At 64.4% G+C, this 17,192-nt stretch carries 16 protein-coding genes; 10 read left to right on the top strand and 6 right to left on the bottom strand.

Annotated elements, in window-relative coordinates:
• Positions 1-11: 11 nt before the first annotated feature.
• Positions 12-1,322, top strand: coding sequence for an APC family permease (locus tag DOM36_RS07115; RefSeq protein ID WP_232823760.1), 1,311 nt, complete (start codon positions 12-14; stop codon positions 1,320-1,322).
• Between the two features lie 24 nt (positions 1,323-1,346).
• On the opposite strand, the gene ruvX is transcribed toward DOM36_RS07115, so the two are convergent.
• From ruvX to gshB, 3 genes are all read right to left on the bottom strand, one after another.
• On the bottom strand, positions 1,347-1,790 hold the full coding sequence (gene ruvX / locus DOM36_RS07120) for a Holliday junction resolvase RuvX (RefSeq protein ID WP_110642192.1): 444 nt from the start codon (positions 1,788-1,790) through the stop codon (positions 1,347-1,349).
• Positions 1,790-2,347: a YqgE/AlgH family protein gene (locus tag DOM36_RS07125; protein WP_075569474.1), complete on the bottom strand. Its 558-nt coding sequence runs from the start codon at positions 2,345-2,347 to the stop codon at positions 1,790-1,792. Before DOM36_RS07125 ends, ruvX begins: the two co-directional genes overlap by 1 nt.
• Positions 2,348-2,499: 152 nt before the next feature.
• Positions 2,500-3,495: a glutathione synthase gene (gene gshB / locus DOM36_RS07130; RefSeq protein WP_110642194.1), complete on the bottom strand. Its 996-nt coding sequence runs from the start codon at positions 3,493-3,495 to the stop codon at positions 2,500-2,502.
• Positions 3,496-3,919: 424 nt separating this feature from the next.
• Between gshB and DOM36_RS07135 the strand changes: the two genes are divergently transcribed.
• From DOM36_RS07135 to DOM36_RS07150, 4 genes are all read left to right on the top strand, one after another.
• Positions 3,920-4,927 (top strand): TRAP transporter substrate-binding protein, encoded by a 1,008-nt coding sequence (locus DOM36_RS07135; protein WP_110642196.1) that lies wholly within the window; start codon positions 3,920-3,922, stop codon positions 4,925-4,927.
• 197 nt (positions 4,928-5,124) lie between these two features.
• Positions 5,125-5,676, top strand: coding sequence for a TRAP transporter small permease (locus tag DOM36_RS07140; protein ID WP_157958585.1), 552 nt, complete (start codon positions 5,125-5,127; stop codon positions 5,674-5,676).
• Complete coding sequence (locus tag DOM36_RS07145; RefSeq protein ID WP_075569379.1) at positions 5,673-6,953, top strand: TRAP transporter large permease subunit; 1,281 nt, start codon at positions 5,673-5,675, stop codon at positions 6,951-6,953. The genes DOM36_RS07140 and DOM36_RS07145 overlap by 4 nt, the downstream gene beginning before the upstream one ends.
• A 10-nt stretch (positions 6,954-6,963) precedes the next feature.
• Positions 6,964-7,902 (top strand): amidohydrolase family protein, encoded by a 939-nt coding sequence (locus DOM36_RS07150; RefSeq protein WP_110642200.1) that lies wholly within the window; start codon positions 6,964-6,966, stop codon positions 7,900-7,902.
• A 20-nt stretch (positions 7,903-7,922) separates the two neighbouring features.
• On the opposite strand, the gene DOM36_RS07155 is transcribed toward DOM36_RS07150, so the two are convergent.
• Positions 7,923-10,178, bottom strand: coding sequence for a prolyl oligopeptidase family serine peptidase (locus DOM36_RS07155; RefSeq protein ID WP_110642202.1), 2,256 nt, complete (start codon positions 10,176-10,178; stop codon positions 7,923-7,925).
• A 195-nt stretch (positions 10,179-10,373) separates the two neighbouring features.
• On the opposite strand from DOM36_RS07155, the gene DOM36_RS07160 reads away from it, so the two are divergent.
• The 3 genes from DOM36_RS07160 to DOM36_RS07170 all read left to right on the top strand — a co-directional run bounded on the left by DOM36_RS07160 (position 10,374) and on the right by DOM36_RS07170 (position 13,937).
• Positions 10,374-11,753, top strand: a complete 1,380-nt coding sequence (locus tag DOM36_RS07160; protein ID WP_110642204.1) for a GntP family permease — start codon at positions 10,374-10,376, stop codon at positions 11,751-11,753.
• 25 nt (positions 11,754-11,778) lie between these two features.
• Complete coding sequence (locus tag DOM36_RS07165) at positions 11,779-12,546, top strand: glucose 1-dehydrogenase (protein ID WP_075569382.1); 768 nt, start codon at positions 11,779-11,781, stop codon at positions 12,544-12,546.
• Between the two features lie 257 nt (positions 12,547-12,803).
• Positions 12,804-13,937 (top strand): alkene reductase, encoded by a 1,134-nt coding sequence (locus tag DOM36_RS07170; protein ID WP_075569383.1) that lies wholly within the window; start codon positions 12,804-12,806, stop codon positions 13,935-13,937.
• Between the two features lie 108 nt (positions 13,938-14,045).
• Here the strand turns inward: DOM36_RS07170 and DOM36_RS07175 are convergent, their stop codons facing one another.
• Positions 14,046-14,462 (bottom strand): RidA family protein, encoded by a 417-nt coding sequence (locus DOM36_RS07175; RefSeq protein ID WP_075569384.1) that lies wholly within the window; start codon positions 14,460-14,462, stop codon positions 14,046-14,048.
• Between the two features lie 181 nt (positions 14,463-14,643).
• Here DOM36_RS07175 and DOM36_RS07180 point away from each other — a divergent pair, with 181 nt between their 5' ends.
• On the top strand, positions 14,644-15,237 hold the full coding sequence (locus DOM36_RS07180; RefSeq protein ID WP_075569385.1) for a TetR/AcrR family transcriptional regulator: 594 nt from the start codon (positions 14,644-14,646) through the stop codon (positions 15,235-15,237).
• 28 nt (positions 15,238-15,265) lie between these two features.
• Here the strand turns inward: DOM36_RS07180 and rph are convergent, their stop codons facing one another.
• Positions 15,266-15,988, bottom strand: coding sequence for a ribonuclease PH (gene rph, locus DOM36_RS07185; RefSeq protein ID WP_075569386.1), 723 nt, complete (start codon positions 15,986-15,988; stop codon positions 15,266-15,268).
• A gap of 174 nt (positions 15,989-16,162) precedes the next feature.
• Between rph and DOM36_RS07190 the strand changes: the two genes are divergently transcribed.
• On the top strand, positions 16,163-17,026 hold the full coding sequence (locus DOM36_RS07190) for a YicC/YloC family endoribonuclease (protein WP_110642206.1): 864 nt from the start codon (positions 16,163-16,165) through the stop codon (positions 17,024-17,026).
• Positions 17,027-17,192 lie beyond the last annotated feature (166 nt).

Here is a 17,192-nt window from a genome sequence, read left to right on the forward strand (position 1 = left end):
CGATGTCGGAAATGAAGAAGACCCTTACCCTCTCCCAGGTCGTGCTGTTCGGCCTGGCCTACATGACCCCGATCATCGTGCTCGGCACTTTCGGGGTACTGGCGGTGGTCACCCAGGGCGCGGTGGCGGGTGCGTATCTCGCCGCGCTGGTAGCGATGCTGTTCACCGCCCACAGCTATGGCCGCATGGCCGCGGCCTACCCCGTCGCCGGCTCCGCCTATGCCTACGTTCGTCACGCCATCGACGATCGGCTGGGCTTTCTCGCCGGTTGGGCCATTCTGCTCGACTATCTGTTCCTGCCGATGGTGATCTGGCTGATCGGGGCGGCCTATCTGAACTCAGCCTTCCCGAGCATTCCAACGGCGCTGTGGCTGCTGGCGTTCATTGGTGTCACCACGGTGATCAACGTGCTCGGCCTGAAGCTGGCCAGCCTGATCAACAGTGCCATGATGCTGATCCAGATGCTGGTTCTGGTGGCCTTCGTGGGTCTCAGCGTGCACTACATTCTCGGCGATCCCACTCAGCCACTGTTCAGCCTGGCGCCGTTTCTGGGTACCGACAACGGTTCACTGCCGGTGCTGATGGCTGGTGCCGCCGTCGCCTGCTATTCGTTTCTCGGCTTCGATGCTGTGACCACGCTGACGGAGGAGACTCGCGACCCGCAGCGCACGCTGCCGCGGGCGATCCTGCTGATCACGCTGCTGGGCGGGCTGATCTTCATCGTCGTCTCCTACTGCGTACAGCTCGCGGCGCCGGGCTTCGACTTCGCCAACCCGGACGCCGCCGCCTACACCATCGCCCGTAACATCGGCGGCGATCTTTTCGTCTCGATCTTTCTGATCGGATTGGTCGTGGGCCAGTTCGCCTCAGGTATTGCCGCCCAGGCCAGCGGCGCTCGACTGATCTACGCGATGGGCCGGGACGACGTGCTGCCGCGACGCTGGCTGGGGACGCTGGGTCGCTATGGAACACCGCTGGGGGGACTGATTCTGAGCGCCCTGGTGGCGCTGCTGGCACTGACGATGGACGTGCTGTCAGCGGCCTCGTTCATCAACTTCGGCGCGTTTCTGGCCTTTGCCCTGGTCAACCTGGCGGTGGTCTTCCACTACTATCTCAAGGAGGGCCGCCGTGGCCCGGGCGATACCCTGCGCTTTCTGGTATGCCCGGCGATCGGGCTCGGCGCGATCGTGTGGCTGCTGTTCAGCCTCGATCACAGAGCGATCATGCTTGGCTCGATATGGCTACTGGCGGGATTGGGCTGGCTGGTGTGGCTGACTCGTGGCTTCCGCCGTCCGACGCCGGAACTGCATATCGACGCTTGAGAAGGCGTATTCGGGAAGGCGGGGTCAGCCCTCGCGGTTGAACCAGCCTTCCAGGATCAGTTGGGCGGCGATGCCGTCGACCCCGCGGTCACGGTAGTTGCCCTTGTGCCCCTGACCCTGGGCGATCAGCTTGGCGGCGCGGGTGGTGCCGCGCTCGTCGACCATCTCCACCGGCTTGCCGAAGCGCCCGTGGAGACGGTTACCGAACTTGCGCGCGCGCACGCTCATGTCGGATTCGCTGCCGTCATCGTGAATCGGCAGTCCGACCACCAGCAGATCCGGCTGCCACTCCTTCAGCAGCTTTTCGACGGCGACCCAATCGGGGATCCCGTCTCGCGCGATCAACGGCTCCAGGCCACTGGCGGAGCGCAACATCTCGTTGCCCACCGAGACACCGATGCGTCGCGTGCCGTAGTCGAACGCCATGACCAGGCGCTGACCAGTTCTATCGACCGTTGCCGACGCCATCAGGCGTGCCCGACGTGGCGGGTCATCAGGTTGAGATCGACCCCGAGGATGCCGGCAGCCGCGCTCAGGCGCTGCTCCGGGGGGCGATCGAACAGAATGCCGGCGTCGCCCTCGGAGATCAGCCAAGAGTTCTCCTTGAGCTCATCCTCGAGCTGCCCGGACTTCCATCCGGCGCAGCCCAGCATCACCAGAAACTGTTCAGGGCCGCGGCGCTGGGCGATCGCCTGCAGGATATCCACCGACGTGGTCAGCGCCAGGCCGTCTGCGACCTGAATACTGGAATCCCACGCATCCGCGTTGCCGCGATGAAGGATGAAGCCGCGATCGCGATAGGTCGGTCCGCCGTTGTAGACCAGCACGTCGTTGTGCGGCCCCGACTCGGATTCGATATCGAGCTGCTCGAACAGTCCGTCCAGGGTCAGATCGGAAGGACGATTGACGATGACCCCCAGGGTGCCGTCATCGTCGTGATCGCACAGATACGTCAGCGTACCCGCGAAGTTGGGATCTTCCAGGTGCGGCATCGCCATCAGGAAATAGTGCTTGAGGCTCTGCATCGGCGTCGGCATGGATGTTGGCCTGATCGTTGACATAGGACTCCATCGGGCTTCGCGCGACGGCCCGGCGATCTTGCCGGGAGCCGTCAGTCGTAGAGGAAATGGGCCATTGTACCACCTCTGCCGAATCCCCTCTGTCGGGCGCGGTCGGATCAGCCCCGTTTTGCCAGCCGCTGGGCGATCGCCGTCATCAGCTGGGCGGCAATATCGGTGCCGCGCTGATCGTCGATCTCGCGCACGCAGGTCGGGCTGGTGACGTTGATCTCGGTGATGTAGTCGCCGATCACGTCGAGACCGACGAACAGCAGCCCCTTCTCGCGAATCATCGGCTGCACCTGTTCGACCAGCCAGTAGTCGCGGTCGGTCAGCTCGCGGGAGACGCCGCGGCCGCCGGCGGCCAGATTGCCACGCGTCTCGCCGGCGCTGGGAATGCGCGCCAGACCGTAGGGCACCGGTTCACCGTCGATCAGCAGAATCCGGGTATCGCCATCCTTGATCTCCGGCAGGTAGCGCTGGGCCATGATCTGGCGCTGACCGCGCTCGGTGAGCTGCTCGATCACCGCGCCGAGATTGCGGCCCTCGGGGCCGATATGGAAGATGCCGGTACCGCCCATGCCGTCCAGCGGCTTGAAGATGGTATCGCCATGTTCGGCCTGGAAGGCGCGCAGCACGGCATCGCGGCAGGAGACCACCGTCGGCGGAATGCAGTGGGCGAACTGCTGCGCGAATAGTTTCTCGTTGCACTCGAACAGCGCTCGGGTCGGGTTGACCACCAGCGTGCCTTCCCGCTCGGCGAACGCCAGCAGGTGCACCGCGTTGAGAAAGTGGCTGTCCACCGGCGGATCCTTGCGCATCAGGATCACGTCGAGCTCGGCAAGCGCCATGGACTCGCGCTCGCCCAGTTCAAACCAGTGCTGCGGATCGCGATACACCTTGAGCGGACGCACGCTGCCCATCGCCCGCCCTTCGTAGAGGTAGAGGTCTTCCTGCTCGAGATAGTGGAGCGACCAGCCCAGCGCCTCCGCCGCCCACAGCAGGGCCAGGGTGGTGTCCTTCTTGTAGGTGATGTCGGCGATGGGATCCATCACCACGCCGAGTTTTACCGTGTCGGATTTCAACGCGCTCGATGTCGACGTGCCTTGGCTCATTGATCGGATTCCCCAAAAGACTTGAATGGGCCGCAGTATGACGCAGCTCACCTCTCATCTACAGGGGGATTGCAGGGGCGATCGAGGTGGGCGGATCGAGGCGACCGATCTCCTCGATCCGCCATCGCACTCTTGCGGGACTCATGGCCAGCAGGAAAAGGGCACCGAAACGACCAACGTATAATGTATACATTGACTGTTTGAGCGCAATCTCCGTAATGAAGAGCATCGGACGATGGACGGAATAGGGACGCTTCGTCTCTCTGCCTCGGCGCCGTCGCTAACCCTGGGTCGCCGTCTTCCGACGGCGCTTGAGGATTCGGCGCCGGTCTCTTCAACAGGCACTGCACCTGACGCCAGTGTCTCGGCGCATCGCTCAGCGAAGTGATGCGCCAACGGATGCCCCTACTCGGAGATCGCCCGCATGACTGCCCAGAGCTCGACGTCGCACCCCCTTCTCGCCAGCCTGCTGACGGCGGTACTCATTGTGCCCTCCGCCAATGCCCTGGCCGCCACCACGCTCAATTTCGCCCACACTCATCCGGTGGAAGACGCTCAGCATCTCGCAGCGGAGCACTTCGCCGAACTCGTCGACGAGCGCAGCGGCGGTGAGCTGCAGATTCGCGTCTTTCCCAGCGGCCAACTGGGCAGCGATACCGCCCTAGTCGCCAGTGCCCGCGGCGGCCAGGTCGATATCGTGCTGACCGGCAATCCTTACTACACCGGGCTGGTCGGTGAACTGAACGTTCTCGATCTGCCGTTTCTGTTCGACAACTACGCGCAAGCGTATGCCGTACTGGATGGCGAGATCGGTCAATCGCTGCTGGCCAAGCTGGGGGATCACGACCTCAAGGGCCTGGCGTTCTGGGAGATCGGCTTTCGCAACCTGACCAACTCCCGGCATCCGGTCAAGACTGCCGCCGATATCCAGGGGCTGAAGCTGCGTACCACGCCCAATCCCGCGCATATCGCCGCATTCGAAGCGCTGGGGGCCAACCCGACGCCGATGCCGTTCACCGAACTGTTCACGGCGCTGGAAACGCGCACCGTGGACGGTCAGGAAAACCCGGTCAGCCTGATCCGCTCGGCCAACCTCTATGAAGTTCAGGACTACCTGTCGCTGACGGCTCATGCCTATACCGCGGCGCCACTGGTGATGAACAAGGCCAAGTTCGAGGGCCTGAGTCCGGAATATCAAAAGCTTCTGGTGCAGGCGTCCATCGATTCCGCGACGTTCGAGCGTGAGGAACTGGCCAAGCGCCTGACCGGAGATCTGGAATTTCTCAAGCAGCAGGGCATGCAGATCGTCGAGGATCCTGATCGTGCCTCGATGCGCGACATCGTCGAAGGCCCGGTGGAGGCCAGCTTCACGGAAAAATACGGCCCCGAGTTGATCGAGGCGATCAAGGCCGCGCGCCCTGCTGGCGAATAGGGCGACGCTGCCCGGTCGACCCGGTTGCAGCGCCAACTGGCCATCGATGTCACGAGGCCGAGAAAGCCTCGATCGATGCGCGAGCGCCTGCGGCCGGTCGTCGACGACCCAGTCCTGCGGTCAGCCAATGTCAGTCGGATGCCTTCGAATCCCCGCAGGCCAAAGACATCGTTTTCGTCTCCCCGGAGAGAATGTTCATGTCCAGAACGCCGAAAATCACGGCTCAACCGGGCTCGGGCTCGCTCCGGACGACGCTGATTCGTCTGTCGCGTGTTACCGAGTGGATGCTCAATCTGCTCATGGTGGTGGCGCTGGTCGCGATGATTGCGCTGGTGTTCACCAATGTCGTGCTGCGCTACGGCTTCAACAGCGGCATTTCGATCAGTGTCGAGCTATCCCGGTTTCTGTTCGTGTGGGTCATCTTTCTCGGCACGGTCGTGGGCCTGATGCGCCATGAGCATCTCAGCGTGACGACGTTCTCCGATCGCCTGCCGCAGAAGGTTCAGGGTGTACTGCGGCGTCTGGTGACACTGGCGATGCTGGGTTGCTGCCTGATGCTGGTCAAGGGCAGCTATGCGCAGACGCTGCTCAACTGGAGCGACCGGTCGCCGATCAGCGGTATCCCGGTCGGCGTCTTCTATCTTGCCGCGCTGATCGCCGGCGTGCTGATGTCGCTGATCCTGATATTCCGGTTGCTGACGCCGAGGCACCTGCAGTCGCTGCCGAAAAACACGGAGATGGCGCCATGACGATCGGACTGTTCCTCGCCTCGCTGTTGGCATCGATCGGCCTCAGCCTGCCGATCGCGTTCGCCCTGCTGGTCAGCGCCATCGTGCTGATGCTGCATCTGGGGCTGTTCGATTCGCAGATTCTGGCTCAGAACCTGGTCAACGGCGCCGACAGCTACACGCTGCTGGCGATTCCCTTCTTCCTGGTGGCCGGCGAGGTCATGGCGCAGGGTGGGCTGTCGAAGCGCATCGTGCTGCTGGCGATGAGCATGGTCGGGCATCGCAAGGGCGGGCTCGGCTTCGTTGCCATCTTCGCTGCCATCGTCATGGCCAGCCTGTCCGGTTCGGCCGTCGCCGATACCGCGGCGCTGGGTTCCATGCTGCTGCCGATGATGCGTCAGGCGGGTTATCCCCAAGGCCGCTCGGCCGGGCTGATGGCGGCTGGCGGGATCATCGCGCCGATCATCCCGCCGTCGATTCCGCTGATCATCATCGGGGTGGCCGGCAGCATCTCGATCAGCAAGCTGTTCCTGGCCGGTATCGTGCCAGGGCTGATCATGGGGGTGACCCTGGTATTGATGTGGATGTTCATCACCCGCAAGGAGGATCTGGTGGTGGCGAAGAAGGCCACCGGTGCCGAGCGGTTGACCGCGCTGCGCCAGAGCTTCTGGGCCATATTGCTGCCGGTGATCATCATCGGCGGCATCAAGACCGGCATTTTCACCCCCACCGAGGCCGGTGTCGTGGCGGCGGTCTACGCCATGCTGGTGTCCACCCTGATCTATCGGGAACTCGATCTCGGCGGGCTGTACCAGGTGCTGGTGCAGGCCGCGCGCAACACGGCCGTGGTGATGTTCCTGGTGGCGGCGGCCAGCGTCGCCTCGTGGCTGATCAGCATTGCCCAACTGCCGATGATGGTGGCGGATCTGCTGGCGCCGCTGGCCGACAGTCCACGCCTATTGATGCTGGCCATCATGGCCATCGTGCTGATCGTCGGCATGGTGATGGACCTGACCCCGACCATTCTGGTGCTGACCCCGATCCTGATGCCGATCGTCAAGATCGCCGGCATCGACCCGGTCTACTTCGGCATCATGTTCGTGCTCAATTGCGCCATCGGCCTGATCACGCCGCCGGTGGGCAACGTGCTCAACGTCATCACCAGCGTGGGGCAGCTCAAGTTCGAGAAGGCCGTGATGGGCGTGCTGCCCTTCGTCATGGCCTATGTCGTGCTGTTGCTGCTGTTCGTGGCGTTCCCGCAAATCATCACCGTGCCGCTGTACTGGCTGGCAAACTGAGGCCCCTCCCATGAGCGAACAGCTCCTGATCGACAGCCATCACCACTTCTGGGCGCTGGATGGCAGCGTGCACTATCCGTGGCTCGAGGATGAGATCGACGATCACTTCTTCCTCGGCGATTACGCCCCGATCCGCCGGCCGTTCCTGCCGGCGGACCTCCGGGCGCTGGTTCCGCCCGGCTATCGCCTGGCGGGCACCGTGCACTGCGAGGCCGAAGCCGCGCGCCGCGAGCCGGAAGTGGAAACCCGCTGGCTGACGCAGCTGGCCGAGCAACAGGGGCTGCCGGTGGCACTGGTCGGCTGGGCCGCCTTTGCCGACCCGGGCTGTGAAACGCAGCTCGATCGCCAGAGGGAGTCGCCGCTGTTTCGTGGCGTGCGCGCCAAGCCGGTGACGGCGGCGAGACCGGATCAGTACGCCGCCACGCTTGGCGCGCCGGGCTCGCTGCAGGATTCGGGCTGGACCCGCGGGCTGCGTCTGCTGGAGGAACGCGAGCTGTCCTGGGATCTGCGGGTGCCGGCCTGGCACCTTGCGGATGCCGCCAGGGCGCTGGAAGAGACCCCCAGCCTGCGCGTGATTCTCAACCATACCGGCCTGCCCTGGGACCGCAGTGAAGCAGGGCTGGAACACTGGCGCGAGGGAATGCGGGCGCTGGCCGCCAACCCCAATGTCGCGGTCAAGCTTTCGGAGCTGGGAAGCCCCATGGCCGCTTGGGACGAGCAGCAAAATATTGCACTGCTCGCCGAGACCATCGACATCTTCGGCGCCGAGCGCTGCCTCTTTGCCAGCAACTTCCCGGTCACCGGACTCAACGTCAGCTACGTGACCTGGCTCGCCATGGTCGAGCAGGCCATCGCCGACGCCGATGCCGGCCCCGGCGCCCGCCAGGCGGTCCTGCACGACAGCGCCGTCCACTGGTATCGGCTTCCCGACCCGCGGATCACGGGCTAGGACCCGCGCTACAGACCCGCTTAGCGAACGCTCGGGCTGTCGCTAAGCCGGTCCCACAGAAAGCGCCACGCCAATGCGCTCAGCTTCGCCCGCTGGGCGTTGTCCGCCGCGCCGCCGTGGCCGCCTTCGGTATTCTCGAAATAGTGGACGTCGTTCGCACCCATCGCCGCCATTTTCGCCATCATCTTGCGGGCATGGCCGGGATGGACGCGATCGTCGCGGGTCGAGGTGGTGAACAGCACCGCCGGGTAGTCCACGCCTTCGCGCAGGTTGTGGTAGGGCGAAGACTCCTTGAGGAAGTCGTCCCAGTCGGCGCTGTCCGGGTCGCCGTATTCCGCCATCCACGAGGCACCCGCCAGCAGCTGGTGATAGCGCTGCATGTCCAGCAGCGGCACTTCGCAGACTGCGGCTGCGAACAGATCCGGATAGCGGGTGATCATGTTGCCCACCAGCAGCCCGCCGTTGGAGCCGCCCTGAATGCCGAGCTGTGCCGGGGTGGTGATGCCAGTGGCGACAAGATCCTGGGCGACGGCGGCGAAATCCTCGAACGCCTTGTGGCGTTCGCCCTGGAGCGCGGCACGATGCCAGCGCGGGCCATACTCGCCGCCGCCGCGAATGTTGGCGACCACGTAGGCGCCGCCACGCGAAAGCCAACTGCGCCCGGCCCCGGCAATGTAGTGCGGTGTCAGTGATATCTCGAAGCCGCCGTAGCCGTAGAGCAGCGTCGGCATAGGCGCCGCCGGCCCATCATTGCCGTTCGTCGAGCCTTCACCGCCGGCCGGCAATACCAGAAAGTAGGGAATCGACGTGCCGTCCAGGCTGGTGGCGAAACGCTGCGTCACCTGCATGCCGTCGGTCTCGAAGAAGCCCGGCGCCCGCTTGATCGTTTCCGCGGCGCGCGCTTTGCCCGTCGATTGGGTCTGTGCCAGATCCATCTTCAATAGCGATGTCGGCGTGAGATAGTCGGTGACGATCAGGAAAACCTCGTCGCTCTCTTCATCGTCCACCGCCGCAATCCCGATCTCGCCGGTGGCGGGCAAGCCGTCCAGCGGACGCGGCGACCAGTCGGCGCCCTGCCCCGGCGTCAGCACCTGCAGCCGGTGTTTGACGTCCTCGAGGATATCCAGCACCAGGTAATGGCGCGTCCACTCGAACCCTTCCAGCGAGCGGTGCGCATCCGGCGTGAACAGCGTGGTGAAATCACGGCCACCGCGCTTGAAACTCTCGTAGTCGATCGCCAGCAGCGCGCCGCTTTGGAAATTCAGGTCGTTTTCCTCGATCCGCCAGTCGTCGCGCAGATGGACCAGCAACCATTCACGATGCACCACCGCCTGCGCCGACAGCGGTACCTCGATGGGGAACGCCTCGCCGTCCGGCATCAGCTCGATCAGTCGCTGCTCGTAGAATGCCAGCGCATGGTGAATGAAGTCGCGTTCGAAACCGCGAGAGCTGTCGTGGAACGCCAGCGCCATCAGGTCCTGTTCGGCGGCCTCGAAGATCGTCTCCGCCGCCGCCATCGGCTCGCCCCGGCGCCAGCGCTTGACCAGGCGGGGGTAGCCAGAACTGGTCAAAGCGCTTTCACCCGAGCTCGATGTACCGAAATCGGTGTAGACGAACACCGTGTCGCGGTCGATCCAACTCATGCCGCCCTTGGCCTCCGGGCGCTCGAAACCGGCCTCGCCATGGTCGTCACGCCCGACCCAGCGCCTCCTGATCAGATCGAACTCGCGGGTCACATCGGCATCCGCGCCGCCGCGGGAAAGCGAGACCAGCGCGCGCTCCCACGGTCCACCCGGCTGCGCCGGCTCCAGACAACTGGCACCGTGCCAGACCCAGTTCTCGCCCTCGGCGGTGTTGAGCGCATCGACGTCGATCAGCACGTCCCACTCCGGCCGCGGCTGGCGGTAGGATTCCCAGGTGGTGCGACGCCACAGCCCGCGCGGATGTTCGGCGTCCTGCCAGAAGTTGTAGTAATGCTCGCCGCGCTTGACCACGAACGGGATCCGATCGTCGGCGTCGAGAATCTCCCGCAGGCCGCTCTCCAGCGACTCGAACTCGGCGTTTTCGAAGCGCTCCAACGTCCGGCGGTTCTGCGCCTCGACCCAGGCCAGCGCCTCGGCGCTGTCGACCGCTTCCAGCCAGCGATGAGGGTCGCTGTCTGTATGATCGACGCCTGTATGATCGACGCCTGAGTGGTCGATGCCTGTGCGACCGTCGCCGGTTTCACCGGAGGCGGAATCGGCGGATTGATAACGATGGAGAGGAAAATGAAACATGCGATGCCTCGATGACAGGGTAACTGCCATCGAGGTTAGCACGCGCGTCCTCGAACGGCGGAAAGGCCGAGGCTGCTCGACATCTTTGTCGAACATTTCCAACGCTTGGTCCGACATGCAAACCAACGTCGTATTTTTCATGACAGCCGTTCGTGCAACCGTGGGAGCGCACCACTCACTCCCGGAGAAAGCCTCATGGACGACTGGACGCAGACCCTGACGGCAGCACCGCTGCTGGGCATTGCCGCGGCGGCGATCGCGCTGCTGCTGATCTTGATCATCCGCTTTCATCTACACGCCTTTCCGACGCTGGTCCTGGTCAGCCTGCTGACCGCATTCGCCACCGGCATTCCCGCCGGCGCCATCGTCGATACCATGACCGACAGTTTCGCCGGCACGCTGGGTTCGGTGGCGCTGCTGGTCGGTTTCGGTGCGATGCTGGGCAAGCTGGTGGAGCACTCCGGCGGCGCTCAGGTACTGTCCGAGAAGATGGTGTCGCTGTTCGGCGAGGCCCGGGCACCGTTCGCGCTGGGCATCGCGTCGCTGATCATGGGTTTCCCGATCTTCTTCGATGCCGGCCTGATCGTGATGCTGCCGATCATCTTCGCCGTGGCCAAGCGCCTGGGCGGCCCGGTGCTGCTCTATGCGCTGCCGGCGGCAGCGGCGTTCTCGGTGATGCACGTGTTCGTGCCGCCGCACCCCGGCCCGGTCACCGCCACCGAGCTCTACGGCGCCAATCTGGGTCTGGTGCTGCTGGTGGGGATCATCATCGCCTTTCCGATGTGGTATCTCTCCGGCTATCTGTGGGGGCGCTTCGCCGCCAGCCGCTTCGACTTCAAGCTGGAAGTGAGCCTGTTCGGCGGCCAGGACGACGACGAAATCGAGAATCCGCCCAGCGTGGGCACGGTCATCGGGCTGCTGCTGCTGCCGCTGGCACTGATCTTCCTCAATACCGGGCTCGACTTCGCCCGCGCCGCTGGCGTGGCCGACAGCGACGCCACCTGGTTCCAGTTTCTCTCCTCGCTGGGCGAGACCCCGATCGCACTGCTGATCTCGGTGCTGGTGGCGATCTACGTGCTGGGCAGCCGTCGCGGCGAAGGCGGTAGCGCGCTGGAGAAGATCGTCGACTCCTCGCTGGGGCCGATCTGCTCGGTGATCCTGATCACCGGCGCCGGCGGCATGTTCGGCGGCGTGCTGCAGGCGTCAGGGATCGGCGATGCGCTGTCGGATTCGATGAGCGACCTGGGCCTGCCGGTGATCGGCGCTGCGTATCTCGTCGCGGTGGTCATGCGACTGGCGCAGGGCTCCGCCACCGTGGCACTGGTCACCGCCGCCGGGCTGATGGCACCGGCCGTTTCCGGCGGCGATTTTTCCGCCATGCAGATCGTCGCGATCACGCTGGCCACCGCCGCCGGCTCGGTATTCGCCGGCCACGTCAACGATTCCGGCTTCTGGCTGGTGGGTCGCCTGCTGGGCATGGACGTCAAGACCACGCTGATGACCTGGACCGTGCAGCAGGCGCTGGAATCGGTGATCGGGTTCATATTGGCCTGCGCGGTCTATCTGATCTTCTAGAGCACTCACCGATACGAGGACAACGATGACCAATCTATTCGATATTCAAGGTCGCCTGGCGCTGGTCACCGGCTCCACCCGCGGGCTCGGCAACGCGCTGGCCCGCGGGTTGGCCGAACGGGGCGCCCGGGTGATTCTTCACGGGCGACAGCAGCATGCGGCCGAGGAAGCGGCCCGCAAACTGGCGTCAGAAACCGGCGCCGAGGTCGAGGCCGTGGCCTTCGACGTCACCGACGCCGATGCCGTGAAAGCCGCCGTCGATCCGTTGATCGAACGTCTCGGCGTGCCGGACATTCTGGTCAACAACGCCGGGCTGCAGAAACGCGCGCCGTTCAACGACTTCGACCCCGCCGACTGGGATGCGGTGATCGCCACCAATCTCTCCAGTGCCTTCTACGTTGCCAAGGCGCTGAGCCCGGCGATGTCCGAGCGCGGCAGCGGCAAGATCGTCAATATCGGCTCGGTGCAGTCGAAGCTCGCCCGGGAAACCATCGTGCCCTATGCGGCTTCCAAGGGCGGCGTGGCGCTGCTGACCCAGGGCATGGCAGCGGATCTGGCGCGCTACGGGATCCAGGTCAACTGCCTCTCCCCCGGCTACTTCCAGACCGACATGAACCAGGCGCTATGGCAGGACGCCGACTTCAACGCCTGGATCGAAAAGCGCACGCCGGCGCAGCGCTGGGGCCAGGTCGAGGAACTGGTCGGCACGCTGATCTATCTCTGCGCCGACGCCTCGAACTTCGTCTCCGGGCAGAACATTTTCGTCGACGGCGGCATGACCTCGGTGGTCTGAATACATTCGCCACAGCGCCACAGCGCCACAGCGACCATAGCGCCACAGCGGGGTTTCACGGCGGGTTCCGGCAGGCGATAGCTTTCCTGCATCGATACAGTCGTCAGGATTCATTGTTGGCTGGCTAATCATTTCCTAGACTTTGGTCTATCTCTTTAGCCACCTCTGGCCGAAGCAGGCCAAGTCAGGCAAGCAAGCCAAGTCAGGCAAGCAAGCCAAGTCAGGCAAGCAAGCCAAGTCAGAAAGGAATCCACGATATGGCAGCACTGTTCGAACCGTTCGATCTCGCCGGCACCCGCTTGAACAATCGCATCGTCATGGCGCCAATGACCCGTGCCCGCGCCAAGGGCGACGTGCCCGACGAAATGGGCGCGCTCTATTATCGCCAGCGTGCCAGCGCCGGGCTGATCATCTCCGAAGGCAGCCCGATCTCTCGTGAGGGCCAGGGCTACCTGTTCAACCCGGGCATCTACGGTCCGGATCAGATCGCCGGGTGGAAGAAAGCGACCCAGGCCGTGCACGAGCGCGGTGGCGTGATCTTCTGCCAGACCTGGCACGTCGGCCGTGTCTCGCACACTTCGATCCAGCAGAATGGCGCCGCGCCGATCAGCAGCGCCGCCAAGCAGGGTGGCATGGCGTTCGGCTACAACGAAGACGGCCAGCCCGACATGATGGCTGCGACCACGCCGCGCGCTGCCACCACCGAAGAGTGCCGCCGGCTCGTCAACGATTTCGCCCAGGCGGCGCTGAATGCGCGTAACGCCGGTTTCGACGGCGTCGAGCTGCACGGCGCCAACGGCTACCTGCTGGAGCAGTTCATCAACGCCGGCCTCAACGATCGCACCGACGAGTACGGCGGCTCGCGCGAGAATCGCTGCCGGCTGCTGCTCGAAGCGATCGACGCCTCCATCGCGCTGATCGGCGCGCATCGCGTCGGTGTGCGACTGACGCCGTATGGCACGCTGTTCGACATGCCGATCTACGACGATATCGAAGGCACCTATCTCTATCTCGCCGCCGAGCTGAGCAAGCGCGATCTGGCCTACGTCCACCTGATGGATCAGGGTGCTCAGGGGCAGGACGGTCTGCCGCGCGAGTTCCTGCGTCGGTTCCGCGATGCCTATCACGGTACGCTGCTGTTCGCCGGCAATCTCGACAAGGCGGAAGCGCACAAGCTGGTCGACGACGGCGTCATCGATCTGCCGGTGTTCGGTCGCCCGTTCACCTCCAACCCGGATCTGGTCGAGCGCCTGCAGAACGACTGGCCGCTGGCCGAGTTCGATCCGGACACTTTCTATGGCGGAGATGCCCGCGGCTACGTCGACTTCCCCACCTACGAGGAAGAGCAGGCGCGTCTGGCGCGGGAAAAGATGCTCGCAGAGAAGTCCTGATCGCCGGATGTGGCCAGACACGCCGACAGTGCGCTGTCCGTTTGGTGTCGGTCAGATGACGAAGGCCCCGCAATCGCGGGGCCTTCTTCGTTGAGAGGCGATCCGGCATCAACCGCCGTTCGGAATTCGCGCCACCACCTTGATCTCGAAATCGAACCCGGCCAGCCAGGTCACGCCCACCGCCGTCCAGTTGGGATAGGGCGGCGCCGGGAAGTGACGCGACTTGACCGCCAGGATCGTCTCGAACTGAGTTTCCGGGTCGGTGTGGAAGGTGGTGACATCGACGAGATCCGCCAGCCCGCAGCCGGCGGCGGCCAGCACCGCCTTGAGATTGTCGAAGGCGAGCGCGACCTGGCGTTCGAAATCGGGCTCCGGCGAACCGTCCTCGCGGCTTCCGACCTGGCCGGAGACGAACAGCAGATCACCGGAGCGAATCGCGGCCGAATAGCCGTGCTTCTCGTAAAGGGCGCTGCGGCTGGCAGGAAAGACCGGCTGCGGCGACTGGGCAGACTGAGCTTGCAACATGGAATGACTCCTCGCGAGGGCGCGACGCATGAAAGCGTCGGGAAATTGACATACGACACGTATATTAATTACGCATACCTCGTGTATGTCAAATTAATATACGCTCCGTATGCCAATGTCCGTCGTCTCGCGATACTCTTCCGGCGGCGTGGAGGAAGCTATCTTGAACACAGGAGGGATCATGACCCGACGCAGTCGCGCCGAAATGCTGGAAGAGACGCGCGCCAAGTTGATCGATGCCGCGCGAGCGGCCTTTGCCGAGAAGGGCTACGCCGGCGCCTCAATGGACGAGCTCACTGCCCGCGCCGGCCTGACCCGTGGCGCGCTATATCATCATTTCGGTGACAAGCGCGGCCTGCTCGCCGCCGTGGTCGATCGACTCGACAGCGAGATGGCCGCTCGCGCCCACGAGATCGGGCAGCGCCATACGAACGCCTGGGAGGGGTTGCTGGCAGAGGGTGGCGCCTACATCGAGCTGGCGCGCGATCCCGAGATCCAGCGCATCGTGCTGCTGGATGGCCCGGCGGTACTGGGAGATCCCTCCCAGTGGCCGAGCCAGAACCGCTGCCTGCTGGCGACGATGACGACGCTGGAGGCGTTGACCAAGGCGGGAATCGTCAAACCGGTCGACGTGGAAGCCGCCGCCCGGCTGATCAATGGCGCGGCGCTCAACGCCGCGCTCTGGGTTGCCGCCAGCGACGACCCAGACGTGATGGACAGAGCCACCGACGCCTTCCGCCAGCTGGCGTCCGGGCTACTGGTGACGCGCGACTGACGGCAGGCTTGGCGATCGTTGACAGCGCCTAGCGACGAATGCCCAGCGCTTCGTGCTGCTTGGCGAACAGGGTCTGACAGCCGCTCTCGGCCAGATCGAGCATGGTGTTGAGCTCGGCGCGGGAGAACGCCTGGGTTTCCGCCGTGCCCTGCACCTCGATCAGCTTGCCGTCTTCGGTCATCACCACGTTCATGTCGGTGCCGGCGGCGCTGTCTTCCGGGTAATCCAGATCGAGCACCGGGGTGCCCTTGTAGACGCCCACCGAGATCGAGCTGACCAGCTGACGGAACGGATCGGTCTTGATCATCTTCTTGCGCTGCATGTACTGCAGCGCCTCGATCAGCGCCACGCAGGCCCCGGTGATCGACGCCGTGCGGGTGCCACCATCGGCCTGCAGCACGTCGCAGTCGACGGTGATGGTGTATTCGCCGAGCTTCTTCAGATCCACCGCCGCACGCAGGCTACGGCCGATCAGACGCTGGATTTCCAGCGTGCGCCCGCCCTGCTTGCCTCGCGTCGCTTCACGGCCGCCGCGGGTGTGGGTCGCGCGCGGCAGCATGCCGTACTCCGCCGTCACCCAACCCTGGTTCTTGCCGCGCAGCCAGCGCGGCACGCCGGCCTCGACGCTGGCGTTGCACAGCACCTGGGTATCCCCGAAGCTCACCAGCACCGAGCCTTCGGCGTGACGGGTAAAACCGCGGGTCAGCGTGACCTCACGGGGCTGATCGGGTTGTCGTCCACTCGGGCGCATGAAAGCCTCTCGATCCAAAACATCAATGACAGAAGCGCCACACTTTCGGCGCTCCACAGCAGGCCGGCCATTCTACACGGGTCAGCCGTACATTCACGGCCAACGGGCGGCGGCCAACGCCGTCACGGATGGGTTACACTCGACCGATCAGCTCGACGATTCAAGGAATTCCCCATGCCCCATAGCATGACCGCGTTCTCCCGCCAGACCCGTGATGCCGACTGGGGCAGCCTGCAGCTCGAACTGCGCTCGGTGAACCAGCGCTACCTGGAGCCCCACTTCCGCCTGCCCGACGCCCTGCGCGATCTCGAACCGCATTTCCGCGAAGCGATGCGCCAGCGTCTCGCCCGCGGCAAGGTGGAGTGCTCGCTGCGCTTCGACCCGGCCGAAGGCAACGCCGCGCCCGGGATCAACGCCGATCAGCTCACCGCGCTTTCCCGGGCGCTGGAGCAGGTCCGCGCCCAGCTGCCGGAAGCGCCGATGCCCAACGCCCTGGAGCTGCTCGCCCACCCCGGCGTGATGGCCACCCAGCGCCTGGATATCGATCAGGTCAAAACCGCCGGCCTCGAACTGTTCGACGCCGCGCTGAAGGATCTGGAAACCGGCCGCGCCCGCGAAGGCGAGCGCCTGGCGGAACTGATTCGCGAGCGCCTGAGCGGAATTCGCCAACAGGTCAACCTGGTGCGCGAGCACCTGCCATTGATTCTCGAGCGCCAGCGCGCGCAGCTACTGGAACGTCTCGAAACCGCCAAGACCGAACTCGACCCGCAGCGCCTGGAAGCGGAAATGGTGATGATGGCGCACAAGGCCGACGTCGCCGAAGAACTCGACCGGCTCGAAACCCACGTCACCGAAGTGGAGCGTCAGTTGAAGCAAAAGGGCCCGATCGGCCGGCGCCTCGACTTCCTGATGCAGGAACTCAACCGCGAAGCCAACACGCTTTCCTCCAAGGCCATCGTCACCGACACCACCCGCTGCGCGGTGGAGCTGAAGGTGCTGATCGAACAGATGCGGGAGCAGATTCAGAATATAGAGTAAAATCCACCGACATCTGGAGCAATCCTTAAATCGCTGAATTTTCTATTTTCTTTATGCCACACCGTCCACAGACGTCTATCAAGGTCCCGTAAAATCCATCTCCAACTGGGGGGTAATGTGGGTAGTAAACCCGTTGCCTCCTCAGCCCATCTCCGTCAATATCGAA

Source organism: Salinicola sp. CPA57 (assembly GCF_003206035.1).
In the GTDB taxonomy this organism is placed as follows: domain Bacteria; phylum Pseudomonadota; class Gammaproteobacteria; order Pseudomonadales; family Halomonadaceae; genus Salinicola; species Salinicola socius.

Coding starts and splice junctions, on each gene's coding strand:
- DOM36_RS07115 (WP_232823760.1), top strand. CDS start 12: ATGAAGAAGACCCTTACCCTCTCCCAGGTCGTGCTGTTCGGCCTGGCC.
- ruvX (WP_110642192.1), bottom strand. CDS start 1,790: ATGGCGTCGGCAACGGTCGATAGAACTGGTCAGCGCCTGGTCATGGCG.
- DOM36_RS07125 (WP_075569474.1), bottom strand. CDS start 2,347: ATGCAGAGCCTCAAGCACTATTTCCTGATGGCGATGCCGCACCTGGAA.
- gshB (WP_110642194.1), bottom strand. CDS start 3,495: ATGAGCCAAGGCACGTCGACATCGAGCGCGTTGAAATCCGACACGGTA.
- DOM36_RS07135 (WP_110642196.1), top strand. CDS start 3,920: ATGACTGCCCAGAGCTCGACGTCGCACCCCCTTCTCGCCAGCCTGCTG.
- DOM36_RS07140 (WP_157958585.1), top strand. CDS start 5,125: ATGTCCAGAACGCCGAAAATCACGGCTCAACCGGGCTCGGGCTCGCTC.
- DOM36_RS07145 (WP_075569379.1), top strand. CDS start 5,673: ATGACGATCGGACTGTTCCTCGCCTCGCTGTTGGCATCGATCGGCCTC.
- DOM36_RS07150 (WP_110642200.1), top strand. CDS start 6,964: ATGAGCGAACAGCTCCTGATCGACAGCCATCACCACTTCTGGGCGCTG.
- DOM36_RS07155 (WP_110642202.1), bottom strand. CDS start 10,178: ATGTTTCATTTTCCTCTCCATCGTTATCAATCCGCCGATTCCGCCTCC.
- DOM36_RS07160 (WP_110642204.1), top strand. CDS start 10,374: ATGGACGACTGGACGCAGACCCTGACGGCAGCACCGCTGCTGGGCATT.
- DOM36_RS07165 (WP_075569382.1), top strand. CDS start 11,779: ATGACCAATCTATTCGATATTCAAGGTCGCCTGGCGCTGGTCACCGGC.
- DOM36_RS07170 (WP_075569383.1), top strand. CDS start 12,804: ATGGCAGCACTGTTCGAACCGTTCGATCTCGCCGGCACCCGCTTGAAC.
- DOM36_RS07175 (WP_075569384.1), bottom strand. CDS start 14,462: ATGTTGCAAGCTCAGTCTGCCCAGTCGCCGCAGCCGGTCTTTCCTGCC.
- DOM36_RS07180 (WP_075569385.1), top strand. CDS start 14,644: ATGACCCGACGCAGTCGCGCCGAAATGCTGGAAGAGACGCGCGCCAAG.
- rph (WP_075569386.1), bottom strand. CDS start 15,988: ATGCGCCCGAGTGGACGACAACCCGATCAGCCCCGTGAGGTCACGCTG.
- DOM36_RS07190 (WP_110642206.1), top strand. CDS start 16,163: ATGCCCCATAGCATGACCGCGTTCTCCCGCCAGACCCGTGATGCCGAC.